General features: G+C 34.2%; 17 protein-coding genes and 2 pseudogenes. 16 read left to right on the top strand and 3 right to left on the bottom strand.

Annotated elements, in window-relative coordinates; translation table 11 throughout:
* Positions 1 to 106 precede the first annotated feature (106 nt).
* A complete protein-coding gene (locus tag I2484_RS09835) occupies positions 107 to 343 on the top strand; it encodes a hypothetical protein (protein WP_207150856.1) in 237 nt (78 codons plus the stop codon).
* Between the two features lie 81 nt (positions 344 to 424).
* On the opposite strand, the gene I2484_RS09830 is transcribed toward I2484_RS09835, so the two are convergent.
* Positions 425 to 1384 (bottom strand): proline dehydrogenase family protein, encoded by a 960-nt coding sequence (locus I2484_RS09830; protein ID WP_207150855.1) that lies wholly within the window; start codon positions 1382 to 1384, stop codon positions 425 to 427.
* A gap of 494 nt (positions 1385 to 1878) precedes the next feature.
* On the opposite strand from I2484_RS09830, the gene I2484_RS09825 reads away from it, so the two are divergent.
* From I2484_RS09825 to I2484_RS09770, 12 genes and pseudogenes are all read left to right on the top strand, one after another.
* The gene (locus tag I2484_RS09825; RefSeq protein ID WP_207150854.1) at positions 1879 to 2295 is read left to right on the top strand and encodes a hypothetical protein; all 417 of its coding nucleotides are present in this window, start codon (positions 1879 to 1881) and stop codon (positions 2293 to 2295) included.
* Positions 2296 to 2968: 673 nt separating this feature from the next.
* Positions 2969 to 3130, top strand: coding sequence for a hypothetical protein (locus tag I2484_RS09820; RefSeq protein WP_207150853.1), 162 nt, complete (start codon positions 2969 to 2971; stop codon positions 3128 to 3130).
* Positions 3131 to 3348: 218 nt separating this feature from the next.
* The gene (gene holA, locus I2484_RS09815; RefSeq protein ID WP_207150852.1) at positions 3349 to 4284 is read left to right on the top strand and encodes a DNA polymerase III subunit delta; all 936 of its coding nucleotides are present in this window, start codon (positions 3349 to 3351) and stop codon (positions 4282 to 4284) included.
* A gap of 338 nt (positions 4285 to 4622) precedes the next feature.
* Positions 4623 to 5147: a hypothetical protein gene (locus tag I2484_RS09810; protein WP_207150851.1), complete on the top strand. Its 525-nt coding sequence runs from the start codon at positions 4623 to 4625 to the stop codon at positions 5145 to 5147.
* A gap of 275 nt (positions 5148 to 5422) precedes the next feature.
* On the top strand, positions 5423 to 5650 hold the full coding sequence (locus I2484_RS09805; RefSeq protein ID WP_207150850.1) for a hypothetical protein: 228 nt from the start codon (positions 5423 to 5425) through the stop codon (positions 5648 to 5650).
* Positions 5651 to 6172: 522 nt separating this feature from the next.
* Entirely contained in the window at positions 6173 to 6517 is a 345-nt protein-coding gene (locus tag I2484_RS09800; protein WP_207150849.1) for a hypothetical protein, read from the top strand.
* A gap of 149 nt (positions 6518 to 6666) precedes the next feature.
* The gene (locus I2484_RS09795) at positions 6667 to 8019 is read left to right on the top strand and encodes a helix-turn-helix transcriptional regulator (protein WP_207150848.1); all 1353 of its coding nucleotides are present in this window, start codon (positions 6667 to 6669) and stop codon (positions 8017 to 8019) included.
* A 680-nt stretch (positions 8020 to 8699) separates the two neighbouring features.
* Positions 8700 to 8983: pseudogene (locus I2484_RS21970) on the top strand (group II intron maturase-specific domain-containing protein).
* Positions 8984 to 9902: 919 nt separating this feature from the next.
* Positions 9903 to 13190 (top strand): metallophosphoesterase, encoded by a 3288-nt coding sequence (locus tag I2484_RS09785; RefSeq protein ID WP_207150847.1) that lies wholly within the window; start codon positions 9903 to 9905, stop codon positions 13188 to 13190.
* Between the two features lie 309 nt (positions 13191 to 13499).
* Complete coding sequence (locus tag I2484_RS09780) at positions 13500 to 14984, top strand: IS5 family transposase (RefSeq protein ID WP_207150846.1); 1485 nt, start codon at positions 13500 to 13502, stop codon at positions 14982 to 14984.
* Positions 14985 to 15256: 272 nt separating this feature from the next.
* Positions 15257 to 15577: pseudogene (locus tag I2484_RS09775) on the top strand (IS3 family transposase); the annotation flags it as partial.
* A 116-nt stretch (positions 15578 to 15693) separates the two neighbouring features.
* Positions 15694 to 16218 carry a helix-turn-helix domain-containing protein gene (locus I2484_RS09770; protein ID WP_207150845.1) on the top strand — a complete coding sequence of 175 codons (525 nt, stop codon included), beginning with the start codon at positions 15694 to 15696 and terminating at the stop codon, positions 16216 to 16218.
* Between the two features lie 165 nt (positions 16219 to 16383).
* On the opposite strand, the gene I2484_RS09765 is transcribed toward I2484_RS09770, so the two are convergent.
* Together I2484_RS09765 and I2484_RS09760 are read right to left on the bottom strand one after the other, a co-directional pair.
* On the bottom strand, positions 16384 to 16956 hold the full coding sequence (locus I2484_RS09765; RefSeq protein WP_207150844.1) for a redoxin domain-containing protein: 573 nt from the start codon (positions 16954 to 16956) through the stop codon (positions 16384 to 16386).
* Between the two features lie 11 nt (positions 16957 to 16967).
* Positions 16968 to 17528, bottom strand: a complete 561-nt coding sequence (locus I2484_RS09760) for a MauE/DoxX family redox-associated membrane protein (RefSeq protein ID WP_207150843.1) — start codon at positions 17526 to 17528, stop codon at positions 16968 to 16970.
* 684 nt (positions 17529 to 18212) lie between these two features.
* Here I2484_RS09760 and I2484_RS09755 point away from each other — a divergent pair.
* From I2484_RS09755 to I2484_RS09745, 3 genes are read left to right on the top strand one after another with little or no spacing between them, the layout of a single operon-like run.
* Positions 18213 to 18902, top strand: a complete 690-nt coding sequence (locus I2484_RS09755) for an ABC transporter ATP-binding protein (protein ID WP_207150842.1) — start codon at positions 18213 to 18215, stop codon at positions 18900 to 18902.
* Positions 18899 to 23017: an FtsX-like permease family protein gene (locus tag I2484_RS09750; protein WP_207150841.1), complete on the top strand. Its 4119-nt coding sequence runs from the start codon at positions 18899 to 18901 to the stop codon at positions 23015 to 23017. Before I2484_RS09755 ends, I2484_RS09750 begins: the two co-directional genes overlap by 4 nt.
* A 46-nt stretch (positions 23018 to 23063) precedes the next feature.
* On the top strand, positions 23064 to 23324 hold the full coding sequence (locus I2484_RS09745) for a hypothetical protein (RefSeq protein ID WP_207150840.1): 261 nt from the start codon (positions 23064 to 23066) through the stop codon (positions 23322 to 23324).
* The last annotated feature ends 120 nt before the right edge of the window (positions 23325 to 23444 follow it).

The raw sequence follows: 23444 nt of genomic DNA, 5'->3' as shown, positions 1-23444 counted from the left end.
GTACGACCATTATATTCCATAAGAAAGGATGTATAGTAAATGAATAAACGACAAAAAAAAGAAACAAAATAAGTATTTACCTATTATTGCAGATGAAGCCAATTTGTTGACGATGACGAATGAAGAAAGTGAAGCAGCATTCAAGGGATATAAGGATTTCCGAGAACGTTTTGCCTTTCGAAAAAAATATAAGGATCTAAAAGAGGGTAAACCATTGCGTTATTACTTTTCACCTGGTCAAAAATTAAATGATTATGTGAAGGAATTATCTTGTGTATCTCGCAGAGTTAGAAAATCGAATACTGTTACCGTCGCTACCCAAAGCATTAATGATTTTAGATAACGTTAATACGTATTTGACACAAACTGCGAAACAAAAAAGGCAGAGAAAAACATTCTGCCTTTAAAATATCCATACTCCTTTTTATTCATAAAGGGAGGTCTGTAAGCTTTTTGACTCAATCATATCAGACACAAACGTATACAGATTTGGTGGATGCTCTGCAATGCGATGTGCAAGATACAAGTACCATTCCGTTCCATATGTGACGTACACCTTTGTCTGTAGATTCTCATCTCTCAATGATTTAAGTAAATCTGGACGAACGCCATCTAGCATTTCTATTTCAGTATTCGGATTAGCAAGCAGCCCTTTTTCTTTGAGTACTGTTACTAATTTTTCATCATGTGTAGCTATCGACAGAGGATGACTGCTCACTACACAAGCCATAACAAAATCAACGTAACGCTTATCTAGTTCTACAGATCGTGGTATATATGTACCTTCCTTTTCTTGATAAGCCCCTTTTACTAAGCGGATTTTACCTTGGAATTTAAGTAATTCATGTAGGTCAGATTGAGAACGTAGTAAGTGTACTTGTAATGTTATGCCGAGATTAGCATACATCGGCGACAATGTTTTATATATGTTAAGAATCTGATCGGTCTTTTCTGATTCCTCCATGCTAATCATGAGCTGGATATCGTATTGTTGTGCTTGTTGTGCGATTTCTTCTAAGTGTTTAGTTGCAAGTTCATCTGAGATTGACATACCTAAATGTGATAGATCGAAAGAAACGGTTGATTTCATTTCTTTAGCGCCAATTTCGTTAATCAGTTCGAGAAATTCATTTTTTGCCAAGATACATTCATTTTCCGAGCGTGTGTTTTCACCGATGTACTCGATGGATACTTGATAACCCATTTTGGCAAGCGTGGAAATACGTGCCAGTCCATCCGTTCGTGTTTGGCCTGAGACAAATCGTGTTGCGGCTTTCATAAAGAGAGGATACAGTTCCTTGGAGTTTTTTATGTATGCCTTGATATCTTCGTTTCGTGCGATGGATTTTAATGCTTTTGAAAGTCGTTCTGCTTCCGTAGACATTTGTATCACGTCCTTTTCATTGAGAATATTCAAGACCTTTTTGAAGGTTCTGATTCCATTAGGAAGTATACCATTTTATTTTGGAGCAAGCTATGTGGTAACGCGCAGTACGATCATTATGTGTCGCAAAATGAAAGGGGTATATAAATGAAATACTGTGTAAGTGCAGCAAGGAGAGTGTGCGTGAAGAAATGTTTTAAGTGGCTTAAAGAAAAAGAAGATTCGATAATAGAATTTTTTTGTTGTATTTACGATAATTTTTGTTATCGGAATGATAAGTTCCATAATAATGATGTTTGGTAATTTCCTTAACACTTGGTATTCTTAGTACGAAGTATTAGAACAAGAACTTTTGAAAGCCAAATTATTTTTGGATGACTATGGGGTATCGGTATAGCTATATTTTTTTATACTCTAACAAAAGGTGCGTTTCAGTGGCTACGCTAAGGGTACAAATGGCGATATAATTAAATCTTTAGGAGAGTGTTTCTAAAATGAAATACGTTGGAATTAATGATTTTGTAATATATAAAAGAGAAAAAACTAAGGTAGTTGAGCTTGTTAGTGGAGCTGGTAATTATTCTGCTTTTCTAGAGAAAGAAAATGGAGAAATCATGAAAGTTAAAGTTCTAGATATTGTATGGAATGGCAGCACGTTTTTTGTGAGTCCTAACGGGGTGAAAAGAGCCGAGGTTGAAAAAGACACCCAGACTGTTCTGAAAGGCGTTAGAAGAGATTTAGCTGTTTGGGATAGGGAGAATCCTAAACCGAGGGGTATGGACAGAATAAATGCTCTTGATTCGATGATAACGGAGCACATAGGTGTATTGGTAAAGGAAATTAATAATGATGAAATACTTGGTCAGGTCGTTCGTGCCATCTTTAAAGAAATATATTTTGAGGAGTCGTGAGGGTTTGAAAGATTTTTATCCATACAAAGTCTACGCATAAAGTGACACAGAAAAGGATGAACATATTGGATAATTTTAATAAATATATCGGCTACAGGAAGGCTCAATACTATTCTATTTTATATAAAAATAAACATCATGAGAATAGACAAGATGAATGTTCGTCTGATATTCAGTTGATGGCTGAATTGACTTTATTATTAGCCATTATCGAACACTTCCATTGGTGCATCAAAAAGAAGTGCAGTATTACTACCAAAAGCAAATAAGGAAGTTGTAGGTTAATACGCATTTCGACCCTAAGGCGTACCCACAAAACTAATAATTTAAAGAAGGTAAAGCTATTGTCTCTTAAATGAGTGTAGTAATTGTGAAGAAATCTACTTTTGTCACGAATGCTTATCTAAACTCACCTAATAAAGAAGGAGTTGATTCCAGTAATAAAGGAATCCGAATTTGAAATGAATTCTTGCGATATTCAATTATTTTCTGTACAATATAACCAATTCAACTTATTCTTTATTAAATTCCACCCACGCGGGAGGAAGACAGTTCATTTAACATGCAGTTTATGTGTAAGCACTTTTTTGAGTGAATGTAACAGGATTTTTCTGTTCATTCATTGAAAAAAGTGCTTTTTTTGCGCTGATATCAATGGAAGGAGGTAATATCGATGTTTTCATTCCTTATTAATAACTACGGTTGGTTCGTTTTCGTAATTGTTGCGTTCATCTTTTGGATAGTAGTCAAGTTCGTCCATAACGTTGTCCTAAAGGTTTTGGGAATCGTTTTCGCAGTCATGAGTATTTTGCGATTATGGGCATTCTTCACTTAAGAGGCAGTGAACGTCCTTTTAAATCTACGTGAGCACATATTAGGAGTCGTTGCAGTTCACCCTAAAGGCTGGTCGCCAGTTCTGAGTTCAGGATAAAAGGATTTCTCATATGCTATGCAAACACTCAAGTCATACTCTGACTTGTTCAACGTTCAAACACATAACCGAATAGCTGTACTATTTTCAGTGAAATGTTATGAAGAATTGGAGGAATATAAATGATACATCTATTGTACGGAGCAGAAGCTTTTCTACTCCACGAGAAGAGACAAGAACTTATTAAAAACGTTGATCCTTTTAGCATATCCAAACTTGATATGCGTGAAACGACGCTTCAAACAGCTATGGAAGATGCCCGGACACTTGATTTGTTCGGAGATGTTAAAACTTTGATTCTACAAGATTGCTATTTCCTTACTGGCGAAGTGCCTCGAAAAAAGATAGATCATGATTTGAATAGTTTGCTTCAGTATATAAGCAATCCTAACCCACAAACTATATTAATATTGATGGTTCAAAACGAAAAACTCGACAAACGGAAAAAAGTCGTCAAAGAGGTAATGAAGGTCGCCAAGGTTTTTGAAGCTAAACCAATGCACTACGTGCAAGGTTGGATTAAAGAACGCTTCAAAGAAGAAGGTAAGACAGTCTCAAATCAAGCAGCTGACTTAATGACCCAACAGCTCGGAACCGACCTCTTTTTGCTAAATAGCGAAATTCAAAAGGTGTCGATGCGCTATACAGATGATATAAAAATTGAGGAAGACATGTTAATAGGGATTCTCTCTCGAACTTTAGAAAGCGATGTATTTAAACTAATTGTTCGCATCGTTAGAAAAGAACCTTCCACTCTAAAGATTTTAGAAGATTTGTATCGACTCGGAGAAGATCCTATCAAAATCCTCCTGTTGATTGCGCGTCAATTCCGGATTATTCATCAAGTGAAGGCTGTCCAAGAAATTGGTCAGAATCCCTCAAGTGTTATTAAGATGCATCCATATGCACTTCGTATAGCTGAAGAACAAGCTGAAAGTTATTCACTAACTGAAATCCAGGAACGATTACAAACGATTGCTGACTTAGACGTTGCCATGAAGCGTGGTTCTGTTGATAAATTCATAGCTTTAGATACAATGATTCTTAAATGGCTATAAAACTTTTTTAAGGAGATTTGCTGCCAGCAGATATTTGTTCGTAGCACCACCTATAATATGGAGAAAATTAAAAACCGATATTGTTTTAAATAAGAAATAGAATTAGGGGCGGTACATTCCGCTTCTTTTTTTCGTAAATTTCTACTAGTGTGATATGATAATTACATATTTAACTTACACTATTTTTAATTTCACCCACGCGGGAGAGAAGAATTTATGAAAGCACTTTATTTTCAGTGTTCATTTGTCTTTTTACTGACGAATTAACATTATAGATAGAGTGCTTTTTTGTACCTTGAATTTACAATATAATCAAACTTTTTAAGGAGGAATTTATTGTGAAACAAAAATTTTTAACAAGAGCTATTACTTTTTTTCAAATAGCTGGAGCTTTATTATTAATCGATGCGACCAGATTGCTATTTGGAGGAAGTGAAAAAATTTCCTCTGAAGGTGTTTTTGCGTTTTCCGTATCAATTTTCTCGCTTTCGATGGCTCTAACTTTGGCAATTTTGAAGATGCAGGACAACTTCAGTAGTCACCAGGCCATCGGAGGTTATCTCCCTTCAAGAGAATTGGATGGCGTAATTCATGATTGGTATATACATCGCTACCGCCTAACAGGAATTAAAAAAGCGCATGGTTTGAAAAGACCTGCGAAATACACAAAAAGTGAAAAGGATGCAAAACGTCTAATAAGCTTGCTTCCTGAACATGATGGTTCTTGTAAAAAAAACAAGGCAAGAGGTTCATACACATGTACGTATATTTATCGTGGGAAGAAGTTTACTGCAACATCCGCTTCACGTGAAATGGCAATTTGTATCGCTTTTCTACGTTCATGTGATTACCCGGATGTTTAAATCTGATAAAAAATTAAGTGAAGAGCTGGCATCGTCAGTTCTTCTTTTCACCTATATCCAATTGCATTAGAGTCCCATCATGCTATAATAATGGCATACTATTTACTTTCTATCATAATCTCACCCACGCGGGAGAGACGTTTTATTTCATGCCAGTTATACGCTTAACTATAAGCGATTGATGCACTTTTTTTAAAAGTGGAGTAATTTTCAATCATTTATAGATAAGTGTATTTTTTTGTGCCTATCAAAACTTTTTTTAGGAGGGTATACCTATGCGTATGCTAACGGAGAATTCAATTATGGAGTACAAAATGAGGTCCACATCAATCGAGCGTTTTCGATATGGACAAAACAGAAAGAGTGTGGAGTTCTCAAAAAATGAAGATGAAACAAGTGTTACCTGGGCGCAAATAATTAAGCACATCGGCTTTTTTCTAGCGGCCGGAACCTTCTTTTTATTCATCATTTTCAGCATTGCACTTCTATCGTTTCTCATATAATCGACGAGGCTGAGATGTTACTGTAAAAAGAAATACCAAAATTTCAGTCATATCATTTAACAATGGCTGCCATAGAATTCATCAAAGTCCTAAAAATGCCTTTAGACACCTGTCTTAAGGCATTTTTTCCTTCCTTAAAGGGAAAGTTCTTTACGCTCAACTTGTAAACTTATAAATTTATAGTCCACCTGATTCGAAAAGAGCCCCTAAATGTCGTTTACGGTGTTGAATAACAACTGGAGGGGGATTTGTACTCAATCAACTTGCCGTACCTGTATCGAGTACACAGCTACTCTCTAATCAAGCTAAACGAACCTGTAATCGGAAATAATGGGACATCCCATATAACACACAATTAATTTCAACCATACTATTCCGGATATATTAGCGGTGGCGAAGAATGGTCGAGTAAACAGCTCCTAACGAAGGGATTGAATATCACGCACCCTTTGACTTATTTTGCGTCAAATGCAACATTGACGTACCATAAGAGGAAAGAAACCTTGTAAGGGAGGAAACGAAATGATATTTGAAAACTACCCACGCGCAAAGCAAATTATAGACGAACTTAATTTCCATGAACAAGTACAAAATACCAGGTGGCTGCAAATGACAAAGGAAGAGGCTGCAATTAACTTAGCACGCGTTATACTGACAAAAAGTGCAATTACTTCTGCTTCCATTCCACTTAAACGTATCGCCTCTATTCAAGTTGATTCTGATTACAATGAAATCGGAAATCGAATCCAAGTATTTGCGAAAGAGGAAGGAAGGTCACAAGTAGGATTATCTAATGATGATGTTACAAAACTATTCTCTCATATCGAAGTCGGCGGCTCCCGCTATCTACAAAAACCAATTAATTAAAATAAAAAAGTTGATTTATTTAATTCTCAATACTTGATTTACATAGAAATACCAACGCCTTCCTACACAGGAAGGTTTTTTTTCGTTTAGATTTCTTCTAAAACTTGATACAATGGAATGACTAACGCTTGGATGGGGGATATCTTAATATGGCGAACACCTTCGACCGCATTGTGGTCGGGAATAATATACGAAATTTCCGTAAAAAGAAAAAAATGACATTAGGAGAATTGGCTAAAGGGATTTGTTCAATAGGTAAAATGTCAAATATCGAGAATGGAATTACAGCTATCCAAAAAAAAGATTTAATTCTAATTGCCAAGAAGTTAGAGTTGCCATATACGCTACTTATAAATAACAATGTGATAGAACACAATAAGATCTTACAACAAATGGAGGAAATTCAAGTCTGCTTGTCATTTAATATGGGACTTGACGCCCTTTCACAAATAGAGGGTATAAAGAAAGACTTTCAAAAGGAAATCGACGAGCACCCAACTTTACAATTAAATTTGAAATATATTGAAGGTCAGGCTTTCTTAATAACAGGGAATGATTTTAACGCCAGTTCAATTTTTTACCAAATGCTTAACTATACTCCTTCCTCTAATGGTGATATTATTTTGCGAGCAAAAGCGCAACATAAATTAGGGGAACTCTACGAAAAAAACAAACAATATCAAATGGCCAACGAACATTTCAAAAAAGCTATTGACGAACTAGATACTAATAAAATAGAAGTTTCATGGGTAGTCTATTACAACCTATCAATCCTTTGTATGTATCAAAGACAATACGATAAGGCTTCCGTTTATTTATTGTTTGTTAAACGAAAAAATCCTAGATTGCAATACCTAGAAGCCCTTTTGCACTTGTTTTCAGAGAATTATAAAGAGGGGATTGAATTGTTGAAACTTTCAAAAGGTGCTTTTGTAGAATCAAAAGACACAGAGATGATAATACGTTCCATAATGGCGACTCTTTATTTTGCACCATTCTCACCAACGCAATACACGGTTCGAATGGAGAAAAACACGGTTCGTTTTATTGAAAATGATTTAATTAGAACAAGATATGAAGATAAAATACAAATCGAATTATTAATTATCACAATGCACTCTATTATTTCAACCAATTTACAGGCAGAAAATTATACAAAAGTTGCTACATATTTAGATTTACTAATTAATTTCGAAGAACGACACAACTATACCGATTTTAGACATATCACACTTTTATTACGTGCAATGTATTTAAAAAGTGCCATTACTAAGGATCCTAAAATCGTAGACCAAATTTTAGAGGAAGCTCAGACAATAATGGAAGCAAAGGATCTTCGTAATTTACATCTTTTTAATATCTATTATGAACGTTCTTTATTACAAGACGAGGTAAAGTCTTTCGCTTTCAAAGCATTAGAAGTCTTTTTTCAAAATTCAAATTTAGATACGTTAGATTTAATACAATACGAACATTTTATGCCTAAGATCATATCTATTTAATTGAAAAGAGACATATGAATAAATATATTTTAATGGATTTATTATTGAACATATAAATTTTTAGTATATTCTCCTCAAATTAAGGAAATGAAGTAAAGTGTATTTTGTCCATGCACATTCTTGTACAATGACTTGATAGTCTAAACTGTTATTATGGTATTCCCAAAAATAAAGGCATTGATTTTTAAGTATATACTTTCTTGTCTCTACAATAGGACATGAAAGTATATACTGCTGAAACCATGGACAAGAAAATCTAAACTTGGCCAACTGGTCCGCTTGCATGGGGTATATTTATCGCTAATCTACGTGCCATGAAATAAATAAGAGAGTTAGTTTAGACTTTCTTGTCTTAACAGTTTCTTATCCTTGTACAATTCATCTGTACAAGGACATAAGAGTATGTACAAAATAGTGGTTACAAACACAGTGTTTAATTGACGGTGTACATACTTTCATGTCTATCTATTAGGACAGAAAAGCATGTACATTACATGCCGGAGATAAAAAACATTGTACACTTGTTACTTATTCGGTATTGTGATTAGTTTTTCCATATGTGAAAACAAAGAAAGCGGGAAATCGAGTCATGGGTTCTGTCACTTCATTCATTGAAGGAATGCTTAAGTTGAAAGTTAATCTGAATAAATCAGCGGTAGACCCCGATTGCCAAAGAAAGTATGATACGGATGAAGAATAAAATCCGTGAGATTACCTCTAGGAAGAAACCTTATTCGATGGATTATCGAATCAAGAGACTAAATGAATACCTTATGGGTTGGTGCGGTCATTGGCGGATACGCCAAGCGTTTTCAGAGCTTTCGATTCATGGATTAGAAGAAGACTTCGAATGTGTATGTGGAAAAACTGGAAGAAACCAAGTACGAAAGTGAGGAAGCTCATTGGATTAGGTGCGCCGAAAGATAAGGCATACGAATGGGGTAACTCGCGTAAAAGTTACTGAAAGATTTCTAAAAGTCCTGAACCCTGAGGAACTCCTACTGGAGTTCCCCAGGGCTCAAAAGTCTACTATCACGTTACGCAAATTTGCATCATCAATCTTAATTGAACCGCCGTATACCGAACGGTACGAACTGCCCCCTACCATTGTTGTATCTAATGGAGTTGTTTTCGTTAATCCAGCCTTGATAAATAGTTTCTTGTCTTTCATCTTTGATATACATTTTTAGTGCGTGGTCCTTAAATGGAATACAAATCATTCGACAATTAACGACAAAAAACCATCTACTTTGAGGAATTAGTTGCGCTCGAAATTTAGATCGATCATTTGATGAATTGTGTTGGATAGATGACAAACAAAGGTGTTTAAGTTTTAGGCTCACAAATTGATAAGATAGCTAGTTTTTTCGTTTATTTAAACTACTCACAAGTGGTTCAATCCATATGTAATACTTAGTCATCACAAGAAATGCGAAGGTCCATGATTAAAGAGGGGGATAGATGAGAGAAAAAGAAGTTAATCACATTATATTCTTATGAGAATTTCTTTGTTGAAGTCAAAGCGATGTAATCAGATAAAAAGACCAAGAGGTATTAGTTTAAGACATTCAAGAAATCCACATCCAAATACAAAACCGTTCTATTGTATCTGGTGACGGATCATCGGACTATGTGGCCAACCACATCAGATACTTGCGAAAAGCCGATTTTTGAGAGATAAAAATAGAGTTCCTGTCCTTGGTGAATTTTTACTTAGGAATATTGTGTTGGAATAATTCATATGTACGAGGCTGCAACTCACACAACAAACCTATCAATAGGGGAAGATCGAACTACTAACATTGTAGTGATGACTTGCAAAATTGGAAATTTGTTGTCGAAATGGTATGTTAAATGTATTATTCAATTTAGGGGGACAAGCATTGAGAATCATACATTTATCAGATATTCACTATCACCCTTCCCAAAAATCTTTTAAGAGGTATTGCTTAGACCCATTAATTAAGGATCTTCAATCATTCACTAAAAACAAGCCGATTAACTTAATATGCTTTACAGGCGATTTAATAGATAAAGGCGGTTTCGCAGGTAAAAATTCTGTTGATCCTTTGATTGCATTCGAGAAATTTGAAGAGGATTTTATTAAGCCGTTGCTAGAGAACCTAAATATGTCGAAACACCAATTCCTCTTCATACCAGGAAATCATGATGTTGATCGTACGAAAATTAATGAGTACAGTCATGATGGTTTGTTAAATAAAATGAACACAAGAAATGACATCGATAGCATTATGCACAATATTAAGCCGTCGGATTTTAGCGGAATGGAGCCGTACAAACTTTTCGAAAACATATATTATGATGATTCAGATGCATATAAGCCAAATAAATTTGGATATTCATTTTTGCATATGCTGAACGGTAAGAAGATAGGTATCGGCGGTATAAATTCGTCTTGGATGTGTAAAGACGATGGTGATGATAAAAAATTGTTTGTTGGTCGAAAGCAATTGGACTTCATTCAAGATTCGTTCGAGGGACAAGATTTAGATTTACGTATTGCTTTGATGCATCATAGTTATGAATCATTACATCCTGAAGACACGGAATTTGTAAGGGATATGATTGTAAGGGACTATGATTTACTGTTAGTCGGACACACTCATAAATCCTCAACGTTTTCATTGTCATTTAGTTTAGGAAATGGCTGCATACTTTCCACTGCACCTGCAAACTGGGTCAGTAATAATCACCAAACATTATCCAAATATCAAAATGGATATAATATTATTGATATAATTGAGGATCCGGGGAAATCAAAATATATAGAATTTCACTTCAGGAAATTCAACTTCGAGAAAAATCAATTTATCAGTAATACAGATGCCGGAGAAGGTGATTCAGGCACTAAGAGATTTGAATCTAGTTCTACAGAAAACAAAAAGCTATATAATGAGCAAACAGAAATAATTGGTTATATAAAGGATATCTTTACTGACGATATAAACCAAAACTTAATTAGTTATAACACAGATACTGTTGCACCAAAGGATTTAAAAAGTCTATTTGTATTGCCACGAATTGTGAAGTCAAACTATGAAACGTCAATTAACAATGATGGTAAGGAAGTAAACAAGAAAGAGGAAATATTAAATTTAGAAGATTTGTGTTTACTTGAAAATAACCTGGTACTCTTCGGACAAAGGGAAACAGGGAAAACGACTATCTTATTCCGGATAATTTCTGAACTCATTGATAAACATGCTTTATATCAAAAAATTCCCATTTATGTTGACTTGAAAGGTTTAAATAAAGGTGATATCAAGAAAAAGATGAGTAGATTCATTGGGAAAAGCACGAGTAAGTTTAATAAAATATTAGAAAACCAAAAAATTGTTTTACTACTTGACAACTTCCGATTTAATCATGTTCATCAAAATGTGATTTTCGAAGAAATTAGTGAGTTGTCTAAAACATTTCCAAATTTATCAATTATAGCTTCAGCCGAAACGATAAATGATCAAGAAAAACCAATCGAATTTGTGAATAGTCCAATTGCAAAAGAATTCGAATCGGCTAATATTCAATATTTCCAAACGACGGAAATTCAGTCGTTAATGAAGAGATGGTTTAATACAGGCGGGAGTCAAGAAGAGAATGAAAAATTGAACCATCTAATAAAGAATTTTCATTATCTTAACATTCCAAGTACACCGCTCGCTGTATCGATGTTTTTATGGATTTATGAAAAACAAAAGGACTTTAGGCCAGTTAATAACGCTGCAATGGTTCAAAACTTTATCGAAAAGTTATTTGAAAAACATACAAAAGAGCAGATTTTCTCTGAGGACTTCGATTACAGTAATAAAATCCACTTACTAGCGCAAATCGCATTACAAATGTATAGGAAAAATAATGCTAATTACCGAATTGAATCTTTGGAATTGAAAGAATTCATCAGGGAGTTGTATAAAAAAAAGAAAATGGAGATTCAATTATCAGGTCCAATCGCATTCCATGACTGGATATTAACAGAGTTTGTTGACAAAGGTGTTTTGGTAAGAGAATTGGATCAAGGTGCAGAGTATTACAAATTCAAATTAGATTGCTTTTTTCAATATTGTTTAGCCAAGAACATGGAGTTTAACAAAGACTTCAAAGAGGAAGTCTTAAGTGAAGAAAATTATTTAACGTTTATCGATGAAATAGATTACTTCACAGGCCTAGATAGAACTCAAGGCGATATTTTAGAATCGGTAGTCAATAGGAAGGAAAAGTGTTTTGCGTCTTATCTTGAATTCAATCAATCTATATTTACGGACAATACAATAACTATTTCTTTCGATCATTTATTTTCATTACGTGATCCAGATTCTAGAAAGCCGCTTATTGAATCAATGAGAGAAAATCAATTGGATGAAATACTGAAAAGAAATAAACAAAATGATGAAGATGCTATTACTGCCAATGATAGTTTATTAGAGCGTGGAAATGATAATGAGCACTCATCTGTTATTCCGAATAAAGTCCCACAATCTGAATTGTCGAATGATGAAAAGCTGCAAAAAACATGGATTATAGCTGCAAAAGTATTGAAAAACACTGAAGAAGTTGAAATTGGTGATTTAAAAGACCGAGCATTTAGGAGTATTATGTTGTGTTCTTTAATCACAGTATCTGTTCATAAAAGGAAAATGGAGCTATATCTAAGTGATAGCAATAGAAAATCGGAATTGATGAAAAGTAATCCGGAAATGTACTCATTCTTTTCTTTTTTCACTCGTTTCGCTTTAGTCGTACATGAGGTACATTTATTTTCAGTGATAGGTACAACGAAATTACTGCCAGTCATTCGAGACTACTTAAATGAAAATATAGAAAATGATAGCGTTTCAGATGTAGAAAAATATCTTGCTATTTTCTTATATATTGACTCGAACGCAAACGATTACCAGTCAAAATTAAATAGAATAATGCATAAGTATAATTCATCTGCAGTAAACGATTTCGCTTTTATGAAATTGACATTATTGCACTCTGTGACAAAAGATAAAAAAGCAGAAAAATTTATCCAAGATAAGCTTAATCAACTAATAAAACGTTCAAAAGATGGACACGTTGTATCAAAGAGTAAAGCTATATCAAGCTTCCAAAACAAAGAGGAAAAGGATAGAAGGTTAGAATTATTTAAAGAAGCATCAAAAAAGTGACAAGTAACAATTCGCTTTTGGATTTCGATTAGTAGTTCGTTCTAATCAGTGTAAATTTTCAACTGTTGTGCGTTAGCTTAATATGAATACAGCAAAAAGGACCGTAAATGAACTGCACCCCAATTGTTAGGCACTATCTAACAATTGGGGTGCAGTTATTGTATGACAAAATATTCATGGGAACTAAATTAGGGGATACTGAACAACCCAATATCCCTCTATCTAAAAGGGTTTTTGCATTATTTGTCGAATAAAGATGCAAAGACAAAACAACAAAAAACTCAGGAATGTAGACTTGGAGGGCTTACCATGTACGAACACAACGAAAATCAGATCATCATGCCACACGAATTCTTCTTACCATTCGGAGGTCAGTTGAACCCTGATAACCGCTGGGTTGTCATGGCTTCCCTCATCCCTTGGAACGAAGTCGAAGAGGCATATATCGAGACGCTTGGAGATACCAAACAGGGAAGCAAAGCCTACAATGTCCGACTTGCACTTGGTTCTTTGATTATCAAGGAAAGACTGGGTCTAAGTGACGAAGAAACCGTAGAAGCCATCACAGAAAATCCTTATCTGCAATACTTCATCGGGCTGCATTCCTTTCAACAAACAGCTCCCTTTCATTCCTCTTCCATGACACATTTTCGCAAGCGTTTCAATGGAGAGCTAATCAATGAACTCAATGAGTCCCTCGTGTTGACGCAGCGGAAGAAAGATGAAAAAGTTCCCGATGACGAGCCGCCAAATGGGGGTGGACACACTTCTGAAGAGCCTAACTCTTCGAGTTCGATGGAATCCGTGTTGCCTCCGAATCAAGGTAAACTACTTTTAGACGCCACTTGCGCACCTTCCGACATCACGTATCCTACGGATATCGGTTTACTAAACAAGTCACGCGAGAAACTCGAGAAGTTCATCGACACGCTTCATCGACCACTTGCCGGCAAGCAGAAAAAACCGCGTACTTATCGAGTCAAAGCCCGTAAAGAGTACCTATCCTTGACGAAACAACGAAAGCCAGGTTATCAGAAAATCCAGGAAGGTATTGAATGTCAATTGGGCTATGTCAAACGGAATCTGCTTCATATCGAGAAGCTTGTTACCCAAGTCGGTCTCGACCAGTTGACTTCCAAACGATATCGTGACTTGTTTGTCATCCAGGAAATCTATCGTCAGCAGAGTATCATGTATAAGAATCAATCCCATTCGATCGAAGATCGGATTGTCAGCATCAGTCAACCGCATATTCGCCCGATTGTGAGAGGGAAGGCAAATGCCCCTGTAGAATTCGGTGCAAAGCTATCCGTCAGCCTAGTAGATGGGTATGCCTTCATAGATACATTAAGTTGGGATGCCTATCACGAAGGTATCTTTCTTAAGGAATCTATTGAAAGTTACAAAGAGCGATTCGGTTACTATCCTGAAGCGGTCCTAGCCGATACAATCTATCGGACCCGTGAAAACCGCCAGCACTGCAAGGATTTAGGCATTAGGCTGAGCGGCCCTAAACTGGGCAGACCTTCAAAAGACCAACAGATAAATGCAGAACAGAAGCGGATAGAACGGAAGGATAATTCAGATCGTAACGCAATCGAAGGGAAATTCGGTGAAGGCAAGCGCAAGTATGGGCTAGGCCTTATGGAGACGAGTGAGACAGTCATTTCCCTCCAATTTCTCATTATGAACATAGAAAAGATCCTCCGGGATTCTTTTTTGCCTATTTTCCAAAACTGGCTTCAAGGTATATTATCTCGTTTACAATACAGACTTACGTATAAAGTTGCGTAAAGAGAGTTGTTCAGTATCCCCTAAATTAGAAGACGTTATTGATTTTTTGGAAAATAATGATTATTTTAAAGCTTTCGCGAAAATATTTGGTGTCGGTTTAACACTTATAAAGAGCGGGGTATTCCTTTATGCGGAACATGGAGAAGAGGCTTTTAATTCTTCCTATTCAAGTTATGATTTACACTATAATATGGATGTACTTAACTATATGAATGATTTTGGAGTTACCGCCAATCAAGCAGTTGCAACCGCAAATTATAAAAAAATGCAGCATCATAAAAGAATTAGGTTTGAAATGTTTAGTACGTATAAAGAAATATCGATCGTACAAGGGGACAGTTGGCAAGATTGCGCCCAATATTTGAGTTTGCAAATTCAAGGCGGAAAAATCAAATGTAAAATGGGTAACAGACATTACAGAGTTTATATTATTTTGAGAGAAACTGTATGTATCCCCCATTTTAGATTTATTTATTGAAGAGATTATTATCTACACCATTGGTTCAAGACCCACCTACTCGATCGTTTCAGAGATGTTGGAGAAATCATTTGAACGATTATTAGAAGGTGATAATCTAGCCCTGCATTCTAACAGTTCACAGTACGTTAATAAGTCTTAACGGTACCCCAATAAAGCGACATAATTATATAGAGGGTGTAATGGATGACAAAAAGACTTCAAATATTTCAATAGAATGGAGTGATTTAATTGAATGACTGGTACACTAGACAAGAAGTAGCAGACATACTCGGTGTTTCGAAACCCACAGTTTATCACTATGCAAAACAAAAGAAAATCATAAAAATTGCGGATCCACATCGATTGAACCGTGAAGCTAGGTATAGGCGGGAGGAAGTGGATGCGCTTGCAGTAGAACGTAAGCAGAACCAACCAACGGGTCTACGCCCTTCTGAACTTGCAAAACAATTAGGTGTACCGGCAACGAGGATCTACACAATCATAAAAGATAACACTTTACCCGTCGATGTAATTCTGCTAGGTGACGAAGGGAAAGGGTACTCGATTTCCGAAGAACTTGCCGATCGAATTCAAAAAGAAGTTGCGAGGACGATGCCCATCCGCGGGACAAGGGTAGAATTTTACGATTCAAAGCATGACATTGCGCTTTATCAACGTTTTATTGCCCCTAACGGACAGCATATGCGGTGCTGCGGTAAAACAATCAATACCATAATCTTTTCGTCAGATGATTTGGGAACAAATGTTGGTTAAATAGAACGGGAAATCATAAAGTACTTAATATAACGAAAAAGAGCCTTTTCGAAGTGTACGCCCTCGAAAAGGCTCTAAAAAGTCTCATTAGAATTCTACAGTCAGTAAAACAATGAATGTGTATAAAGACAACCTGGGCAGTAACATCTTTATTTAGTATTTTTGCTACGATGTAATAAGAGTGTCTTGTTTGTGAGAATCCAATTCTATATAATTCACTAAAATATATTGTAAATGCTTAAAATCTTTTATTTCACCTTGGGATTTTATTTTTTCATTCATTCCAACTAAAACAAAATATGGGGTTATATTAATATGATAATTCGAAAAAATTTGTGGTGATTTTATATAATTAACTTTGTCTTTTAATAACTCCAGAAACACAAAGTCCGAGTTACTAGTATCATTGTTAATTAGAAAAATAGGTAATGAATATTTGGAATTTGATTCTGAAATTGACTGAATAAGAGTATTACAACTTGAGCATTCAGTATTAACAAATAACATAATAGTATCGCTGTTCTCTAGTTTGTCTTTCAGAACTATTTTGTGATTATTAGAATCGGAAACACGAAATAATGGTGCATTATCACCTATATCTAAAGTGCTAAATTGAAAGCCTTTAACCCCTCTTATTTCTTCTAGAAAACCTCTAGTATATTTGATGATGAAATGTATTATATAAAATTGAATAATTAATAATACAAGAACGATTGATAGTAATATATTTGATAACATGATTATTCCTTTCAATATAAGTATTTTAAAATGTTATTTCTTTTGATAATTATTTTTCCTATTTCTTTTTTGATCATGATAGTTAATAATAAACATATAGAAAGTGAAAAAATAAGTAATTTTTCCCAAAAATTTATGATATATAGAATATTATCATTCTCCAACTTAAATAATAGGGAAATAACCATTATTAAGAAAAAATTTCTAAAAACTATTCCCCAATGCAATACACTATTTTCTAAAATTCCGCCACATCCACAGGATTGGTCTGTATTTCCTAGTACTATATTTTTAGTAACTGCAATTGAAAATATTAAAAGCGCTGAACTGAATATAACGACAGTAAATATGTTTATTCTTCCTAATAATAAATTACAAAATATTAACACTTCAAAGAGCAGGACAAGATAAAATCCAATATAAACCAAGCGTTCTGTAAGGATTCTATACGCTTTAAAAGATATAAGATGTTTCTCCTTATTTAATATCTTGTCTACAAAAGAAAAAAGAAAAACCAACGCTAGAGAAAATTTCCCTAAATAAAATAAAACAGTTAAAATAATGCTAATCAATCCCTCCATATTAATGTAATCAAATTGATAATTGTTACATTAATTAATTTATTTCCATAAAAATGACTGTCAATAATTAAAAACTGTTAATTAAAAATTGACGGAATATACTTTTTACATTATTATAAGTTACTATAAATGGGAATGGTAGTTAAGGTTAATTTTAGCATATTCTCGTTTAAAATTAATTTTAAGAGGGGTGAAATTATGAAAATCTTATCTTCTTTTATTCAACCAAGGTATATTCCATGTACAAGAACAAAAGTATCAATTGTATGTGGTACACATCCAGAGTGTTCAGGCAAAGCAAGTCATCAACTGTTAATCGATGACCGTGATGGTTCAGAATGTAGTCCTAAGTATTTCATGTACTGTGGCTGTTAATTAAAGTTATGAAAACTTCTTAATATAAATTAAGAGGTTTTCATAATGTCACTCTGGATTTTTGTAGTTTTTTTCTACAACTATAAACTCCTAATTCTGTATTTTATAAATAATATTAAACAAATAAATCTCAAAGCTATTAGACATTATCTACTCTAAATCCGAAGGAAAAGTTTGTAGAATACTTCATTAAATATGGCTAAAGTCGGTTAATAGATTATTTATAGCTTGAAATCAAAAGGCCTCTTTCTCTTTAGGGGTCTGTTTATTTTTATAATTACTTTGGGAGGTTTGTAATCTTTGGAAAATATTGTTGTTAAAAATGTATCCAAACATTTTAAAGGTGACGGAGTCGAATATAAGGCGTTATCTGATGTGAGTATTGAGTTTACTAAAGGGGAATTTGTTTCAATTATGGGCCCTTCGGGTTCGGGTAAATCTACCTTACTTAGTATTATGGGAACTCTAGATCAACAAACAAGTGGACAGATTTATTTTGAAGATAAACTAATTAACGGTCTTGGTTTAGATGAATTAGCTGATATTAGATTTAATAATATTGGATTTGTCTTTCAACAATTCCATCTATTAGCAACATTAACTGCTTTAGAAAATGTTTTGATTCCATTATTTAATAGAACCGTTAACTTTAATAAAAAGGAGAGAGCAATAGAGCTCTTAAATTTAGTAGGACTTGCCGATAAGTTAAATTCATTCCCTTCTCAATTATCTGGTGGTCAACAACAACGTGTTGCAATTGCCCGTGCCTTAATTGCTCGCCCTGATTGGATTTTGGCTGATGAACCGACAGGGAACTTGGATACGAACACTGGTAACACTATCTTTGAACTACTACAACAATTAAACAGAGACGAAAAATGCGGAGTAATTTTTGTCACACATGACCTATTATTAGCTGAAAAAGCAGAACGGATAATTGAAATGAAGGATGGTTCAATAATAAAAGAACGAGCAGGTAGAACAGTATGATTTCATTTATTGTTAAAGGATGGATGAGGCAAAAGGAACGATTTTTACTGATGATGATAGGTGCCTTACTAATCAGCGGAGGCTTAAGTACATTAATCGGGTTGTCTGAATCAACTAAAGGAACAGTAATTGATTCTTTACAGAAGAAATGGGATGCTTCTTATCATATTGTTGTAAGACCAGAAGGTACTAAAGGTATTTCCCAAAACGACAATTTTTTTGATCCGAATTATATAAGTGGGATATCAGGTGGAATTTCTTTGGATGATTACAAAAAAATAAAAGAAATCAAAGATATTGATATAGCAGCTCCTATTAGTATGATCGGGTTTACTGGATATAATGTTATTTTAAAACATATTGTTATATCGGAACCTGGAATCTATAGACTGACAATTATAACGCAAGATCTTGAGGGATTTGATTCTAAGGAAGACAAGGAGGAGTTATATTTTTCAAAGGGAATTTACGAACAAGTTGATTCAACTCTATATCAAAAATATGGATTAATTGCTTTTGAAAATAATTTATCAAGTTATACAAGAGTCTTGTTAGCAGGTGTAGATCCAATTGAGGAAGCAAGACTAATTGGTTTAGAAAATGCCGTATTGCCATTAGAAGGACAGAAGTATTTTTCAGATAGTAGTAAAGTTTATTCAACCGATTTCAGCTTTGAAGGAATTGACGGAAAGGAAATAAATGTAAAAGATACTAAATTCCCTATACTCTTATCTAATAGATCATTTTTAAATCAGAATTTAAACTTTAAACTAGAAAGATTAGATATTCCGTTTAACAACGAGTCAAAGATGAAAAAGTCCTTAGACATTATTGAAAAAAATGGAGGAGAAAAATACTTAAAGTTGTTGTCATCAAAAGATGTAAAAGATTATACATATAATTCCGAGAAAGTACATGCATCTTTAATAGAGAACTTGACTGGAATTGATAGTAAAACAGGAGATAAAATTAAAAAAAATGATTCATCTACATTAAGCTTAGGTAGTATTCTCCGGGAAAAAACTGGACCACTTACATATCAATCAATAGAAAGTCCGTTTCCTGAAAGGTGGGAAAAAGCACTTCAGGTAATTCCTTATGAAGACGATTCAAATGAGTTAATGGGAGATACCTACCGTAAACCTCAAATAACAGAAGAAAGTATGGCAAGTAACCCGAGATTAAGTCCATATTTTATTGGTTTGTACGATCCGTCAAAGTTGAACATTTCAAAGGACCCATTGAATGAATTACCAATGGAAACATACAGTATCCCAACTGCAACTCATGTTTTAAATAATTACGGACAACCTGTTAATCCACCTAAAAAAATAAATTCTAATTCGAACATTTATGGATTTTTAATGCAGCCACCTACAATGCTTACAACCATCGAAGCTGCGGAACAAATTTTAGGAGATAAACCAATATCTGCGATTAGAATAAAGGTTAAGAATGTCGCGACAATTGGTGAAGAGAGCCAGAAAAAATTAGAAATTGTAGCAAAAGAAATTGAAAAACAAACAGGGCTGCATACGGATATTACGTTAGGATCATCGCCACAACCTTTATTAATAAATATCCCTAAAGCAGGAAAGAATGAAGAAGTTGGTTGGGTAGAACAACTTTGGTTGAAAAAAGGATCTTCCATTAATATATTTAAAGAAACAAAATTAGGGTACACAGGATTAATTATGAGTGTAATCCTTGTCGCGATTATTTATGTATTCTCAACCAACTTAGTTTCATATCTATCAAGAAAAAAAGAGTTTGCGATTCTTCTTTCTATAGGCTGGAAACTAAGGGAATTAAAAAATATTCTCTTAATAGAGTCTTTTCTAATAGGCATAATTGTTTCCGTATTAACATTCGTGGTTCAGTTAGGGCTAAGTTTTAAAGACGCGGATACTTTATCGATATCAGAGATTCTTTTATTAACATTTTTTATATTATTTATTTATATCATTGGTTCTTTACTTCCTTCCCTTTTAATTACTAAAATACACCCTTGGCATGTAATGAGAACAGGTGAAACTAATCTGACAGGGAAAAGAGTAATTAAAACAAAAGGCTTATTCTCAATGGTTTTCAACACAGTGATGGGCAGAATACAGAGAAATTTAGTTTCTATCTTAGCAATAGCATTACCAACTGCATTATTAATAATGTTTATCTATGTTACCTTTCGTTTAAACGGTGTTTTATACACCTCTTGGTTAGGTCAATATGTTTCTATGGAAGTTGGAATACATCATTATATCGCTGTTTCAATTTCTTTAATTATTTCTATACTCACCACTACGGAAATCATGTGGCAAAATATTAAGGAACGTAGGAATGAGATATCCCTATTAAAAGCATTAGGATGGAAGAATTCACATATACGAAAAATGGTGTTAGTTGAGGGTGCAGTTATAGGACTAGTTGGAGGCGTAGTTGGTGGAGTATTGTCATTCATAATCATTTACTTTATGTATGGACCTATACCCCTAACTGAATTATGGTTACCACTAATAAGTTGTTTAATTCCATTTATAGTAGGGATGTTAGGAAGTTGGATTCCATCTAGGATTGCGGTGAAAATGCAACCTATTGAAGGGGCTAAAGGCATACTTAGTAATTCTAAAAAAACTGAAAATCGATTTAAAGTTATCTTTAGTTTTGCTGGAGCAATATTTCTTGGTATTATTATGCTTTTAGTAATTTCAAAACCGAATTTAGAAAATGAATCGTCTGAAAAAGTTACGTTGAATACGGAATTAAAAACCGATGGGGAACTGATAGAAGTTTCGAAACCCTCAAACGCAGATATAAAGTTACCCGAGGAAGAGGTTATTCTTCCTGGTGCAAGTGGGGCTTACTTAATAGACATTAAATTAGATAAAAATAATCTATTTCAAATAAGTACTGAAATAGATGTTACAAATGATTCTCCAGATACTTGGAATGATATTGGATTCTATTTTATTCCAAATGCGTTCACTGAAGAATATAAACCTAAAATTTTACAGGACGCCGCGGATGTTTCTATTACATCTGTTACGGTATCAGGAGAAGAAATACAATACGATTTATTGAACAATAAGCTGTTACTTAAACTGGGTAATGAGCTATTGCCAGGTGCGAAGAAGCGAGTGAAAATTGATTACACAATGAAAATCCCTGAACATGGGAACAGATTATCTAGAGTGGGTACAAACTTCTATTTGGCCCAATGGTATCCAATGTTAGCACACTACCAAAATGGCTGGAATATTGAAGACTATGATATGAAAGGAGAGTCTTATCATACAAGTTATGGTAGATATAAAGTGAACTACAGTCTTCCAGAAGAATTTCTTGTGGTTAGTTCAGTAGAAGATAGAGACATGCGTCCGTCCATGACAGGAAAACTTGAAGGAGAAAACATTAAAGACTTTTACATGGCACTCTTAAATCCAAAGGAATGGACCAGTGAATCATTAAAAGTTAATGACACCACATTGAGGATATTTCTTCCACTTAACAGAAGTGGAATTTTGATGGAAGAACTTGAAGTTGCAGGGGATGTCTTTGCTTATTTTGAGAAGAAGATTGGGGACTATCCTTACCCTGAGCTAGATTTGATAGGAAATGGAGGGAATATGGAGTATCCGTATGTAGTAGAAGTTTCGAATAGTGAAGATAATTATGAGGATACGCTTGTTCATGAAATAGCACATCAATGGTTTTATAATATGGTTTCGAATGATCCATACCATGATGCTTGGCTCGATGAAAGTTTAACAGTATTTGTTGCCTCGATGTTCTTAACAGATAAGTACAAAGACGAGACAATCGGGTATGAATTTGCTAGTAATTCAGCAAAAATTACTAGTACAAGTAGTAAAGTAAATCTTTCATTAGATGAATTTAAAAAGTCTGAATATACATCCATTATTTATGGAAAAACCCCACTCATATTAAGGGATTTTTTTAGAGAACGTGGAGGACAAGAAGAAGCAATTCAATTTTTATCTGATTACTTTAATGAACACCAATTTAAGTATGTAAATAGTAAGAACTTTTCCCGATTCTTTATTGAGTATTTCGGTGAGGAAAATAGAGAGTTTATTGATGGTTGGTTAGACACATAAAAAACCAATATCATCTCAGAAAAAATATAAAAAACGAGGTAATTAATTGAACATTTTAAACTTAATGCTAGTACTTATAATAATAATAATACTTGTCGTAGTATATAAAAATAAAAGGGAAATTGAAAAATCAATAATAAAGAAAACCGAAGAATCTCAATTTCCTAAAGGAATCGGAAGGAAAATGAACAGTGTAGAAGTATTTAATGGTAAAGATTCAATTAATATAAAAGATATTACTAAAGGAAATTTATTAGGTATTCTAATCAGTAGCTCTTGTTCACACTGTATGACCCCCCTCTGTTAGGCTAGTTGTCGTAGGATGCTCTCCTGTTATACTTTAAATAATAGATGGAGGTCGTGCGACATGAAGAACGAAATTACAATTAGATATACGCAGGAAATGAAGGACGCTGTCCTCGTTAGA

It is taken from the genome of Sporosarcina sp. E16_8, assembly GCF_017347095.1.
Lineage (GTDB): Bacteria > Bacillota > Bacilli > Bacillales_A > Planococcaceae > Sporosarcina.
The sequence above is the reverse complement of the archived record's forward strand: the minus strand, read 5'-3'. Positions and strand labels throughout refer to the sequence as shown.

What these genes read in the sequence shown, in the direction of transcription:
- I2484_RS09820 (WP_207150853.1), top strand. Translation starts at nt 2,969, where the DNA reads ATGTTTTCATTCCTTATTAATAACTACGGTTGGTTCGTTTTCGTAATT.
- I2484_RS09750 (WP_207150841.1), top strand. Translation starts at nt 18,899, where the DNA reads ATGATTTCATTTATTGTTAAAGGATGGATGAGGCAAAAGGAACGATTT.
- I2484_RS09805 (WP_207150850.1), top strand. Translation starts at nt 5,423, where the DNA reads ATGCGTATGCTAACGGAGAATTCAATTATGGAGTACAAAATGAGGTCC.
- I2484_RS09795 (WP_207150848.1), top strand. Translation starts at nt 6,667, where the DNA reads ATGGCGAACACCTTCGACCGCATTGTGGTCGGGAATAATATACGAAAT.
- I2484_RS09800 (WP_207150849.1), top strand. Translation starts at nt 6,173, where the DNA reads ATGATATTTGAAAACTACCCACGCGCAAAGCAAATTATAGACGAACTT.
- I2484_RS09780 (WP_207150846.1), top strand. Translation starts at nt 13,500, where the DNA reads ATGTACGAACACAACGAAAATCAGATCATCATGCCACACGAATTCTTC.
- holA (WP_207150852.1), top strand. Translation starts at nt 3,349, where the DNA reads ATGATACATCTATTGTACGGAGCAGAAGCTTTTCTACTCCACGAGAAG.
- I2484_RS09825 (WP_207150854.1), top strand. Translation starts at nt 1,879, where the DNA reads ATGAAATACGTTGGAATTAATGATTTTGTAATATATAAAAGAGAAAAA.
- I2484_RS09830 (WP_207150855.1), bottom strand. Translation starts at nt 1,384, where the DNA reads ATGTCTACGGAAGCAGAACGACTTTCAAAAGCATTAAAATCCATCGCA.
- I2484_RS09765 (WP_207150844.1), bottom strand. Translation starts at nt 16,956, where the DNA reads ATGTTATCAAATATATTACTATCAATCGTTCTTGTATTATTAATTATT.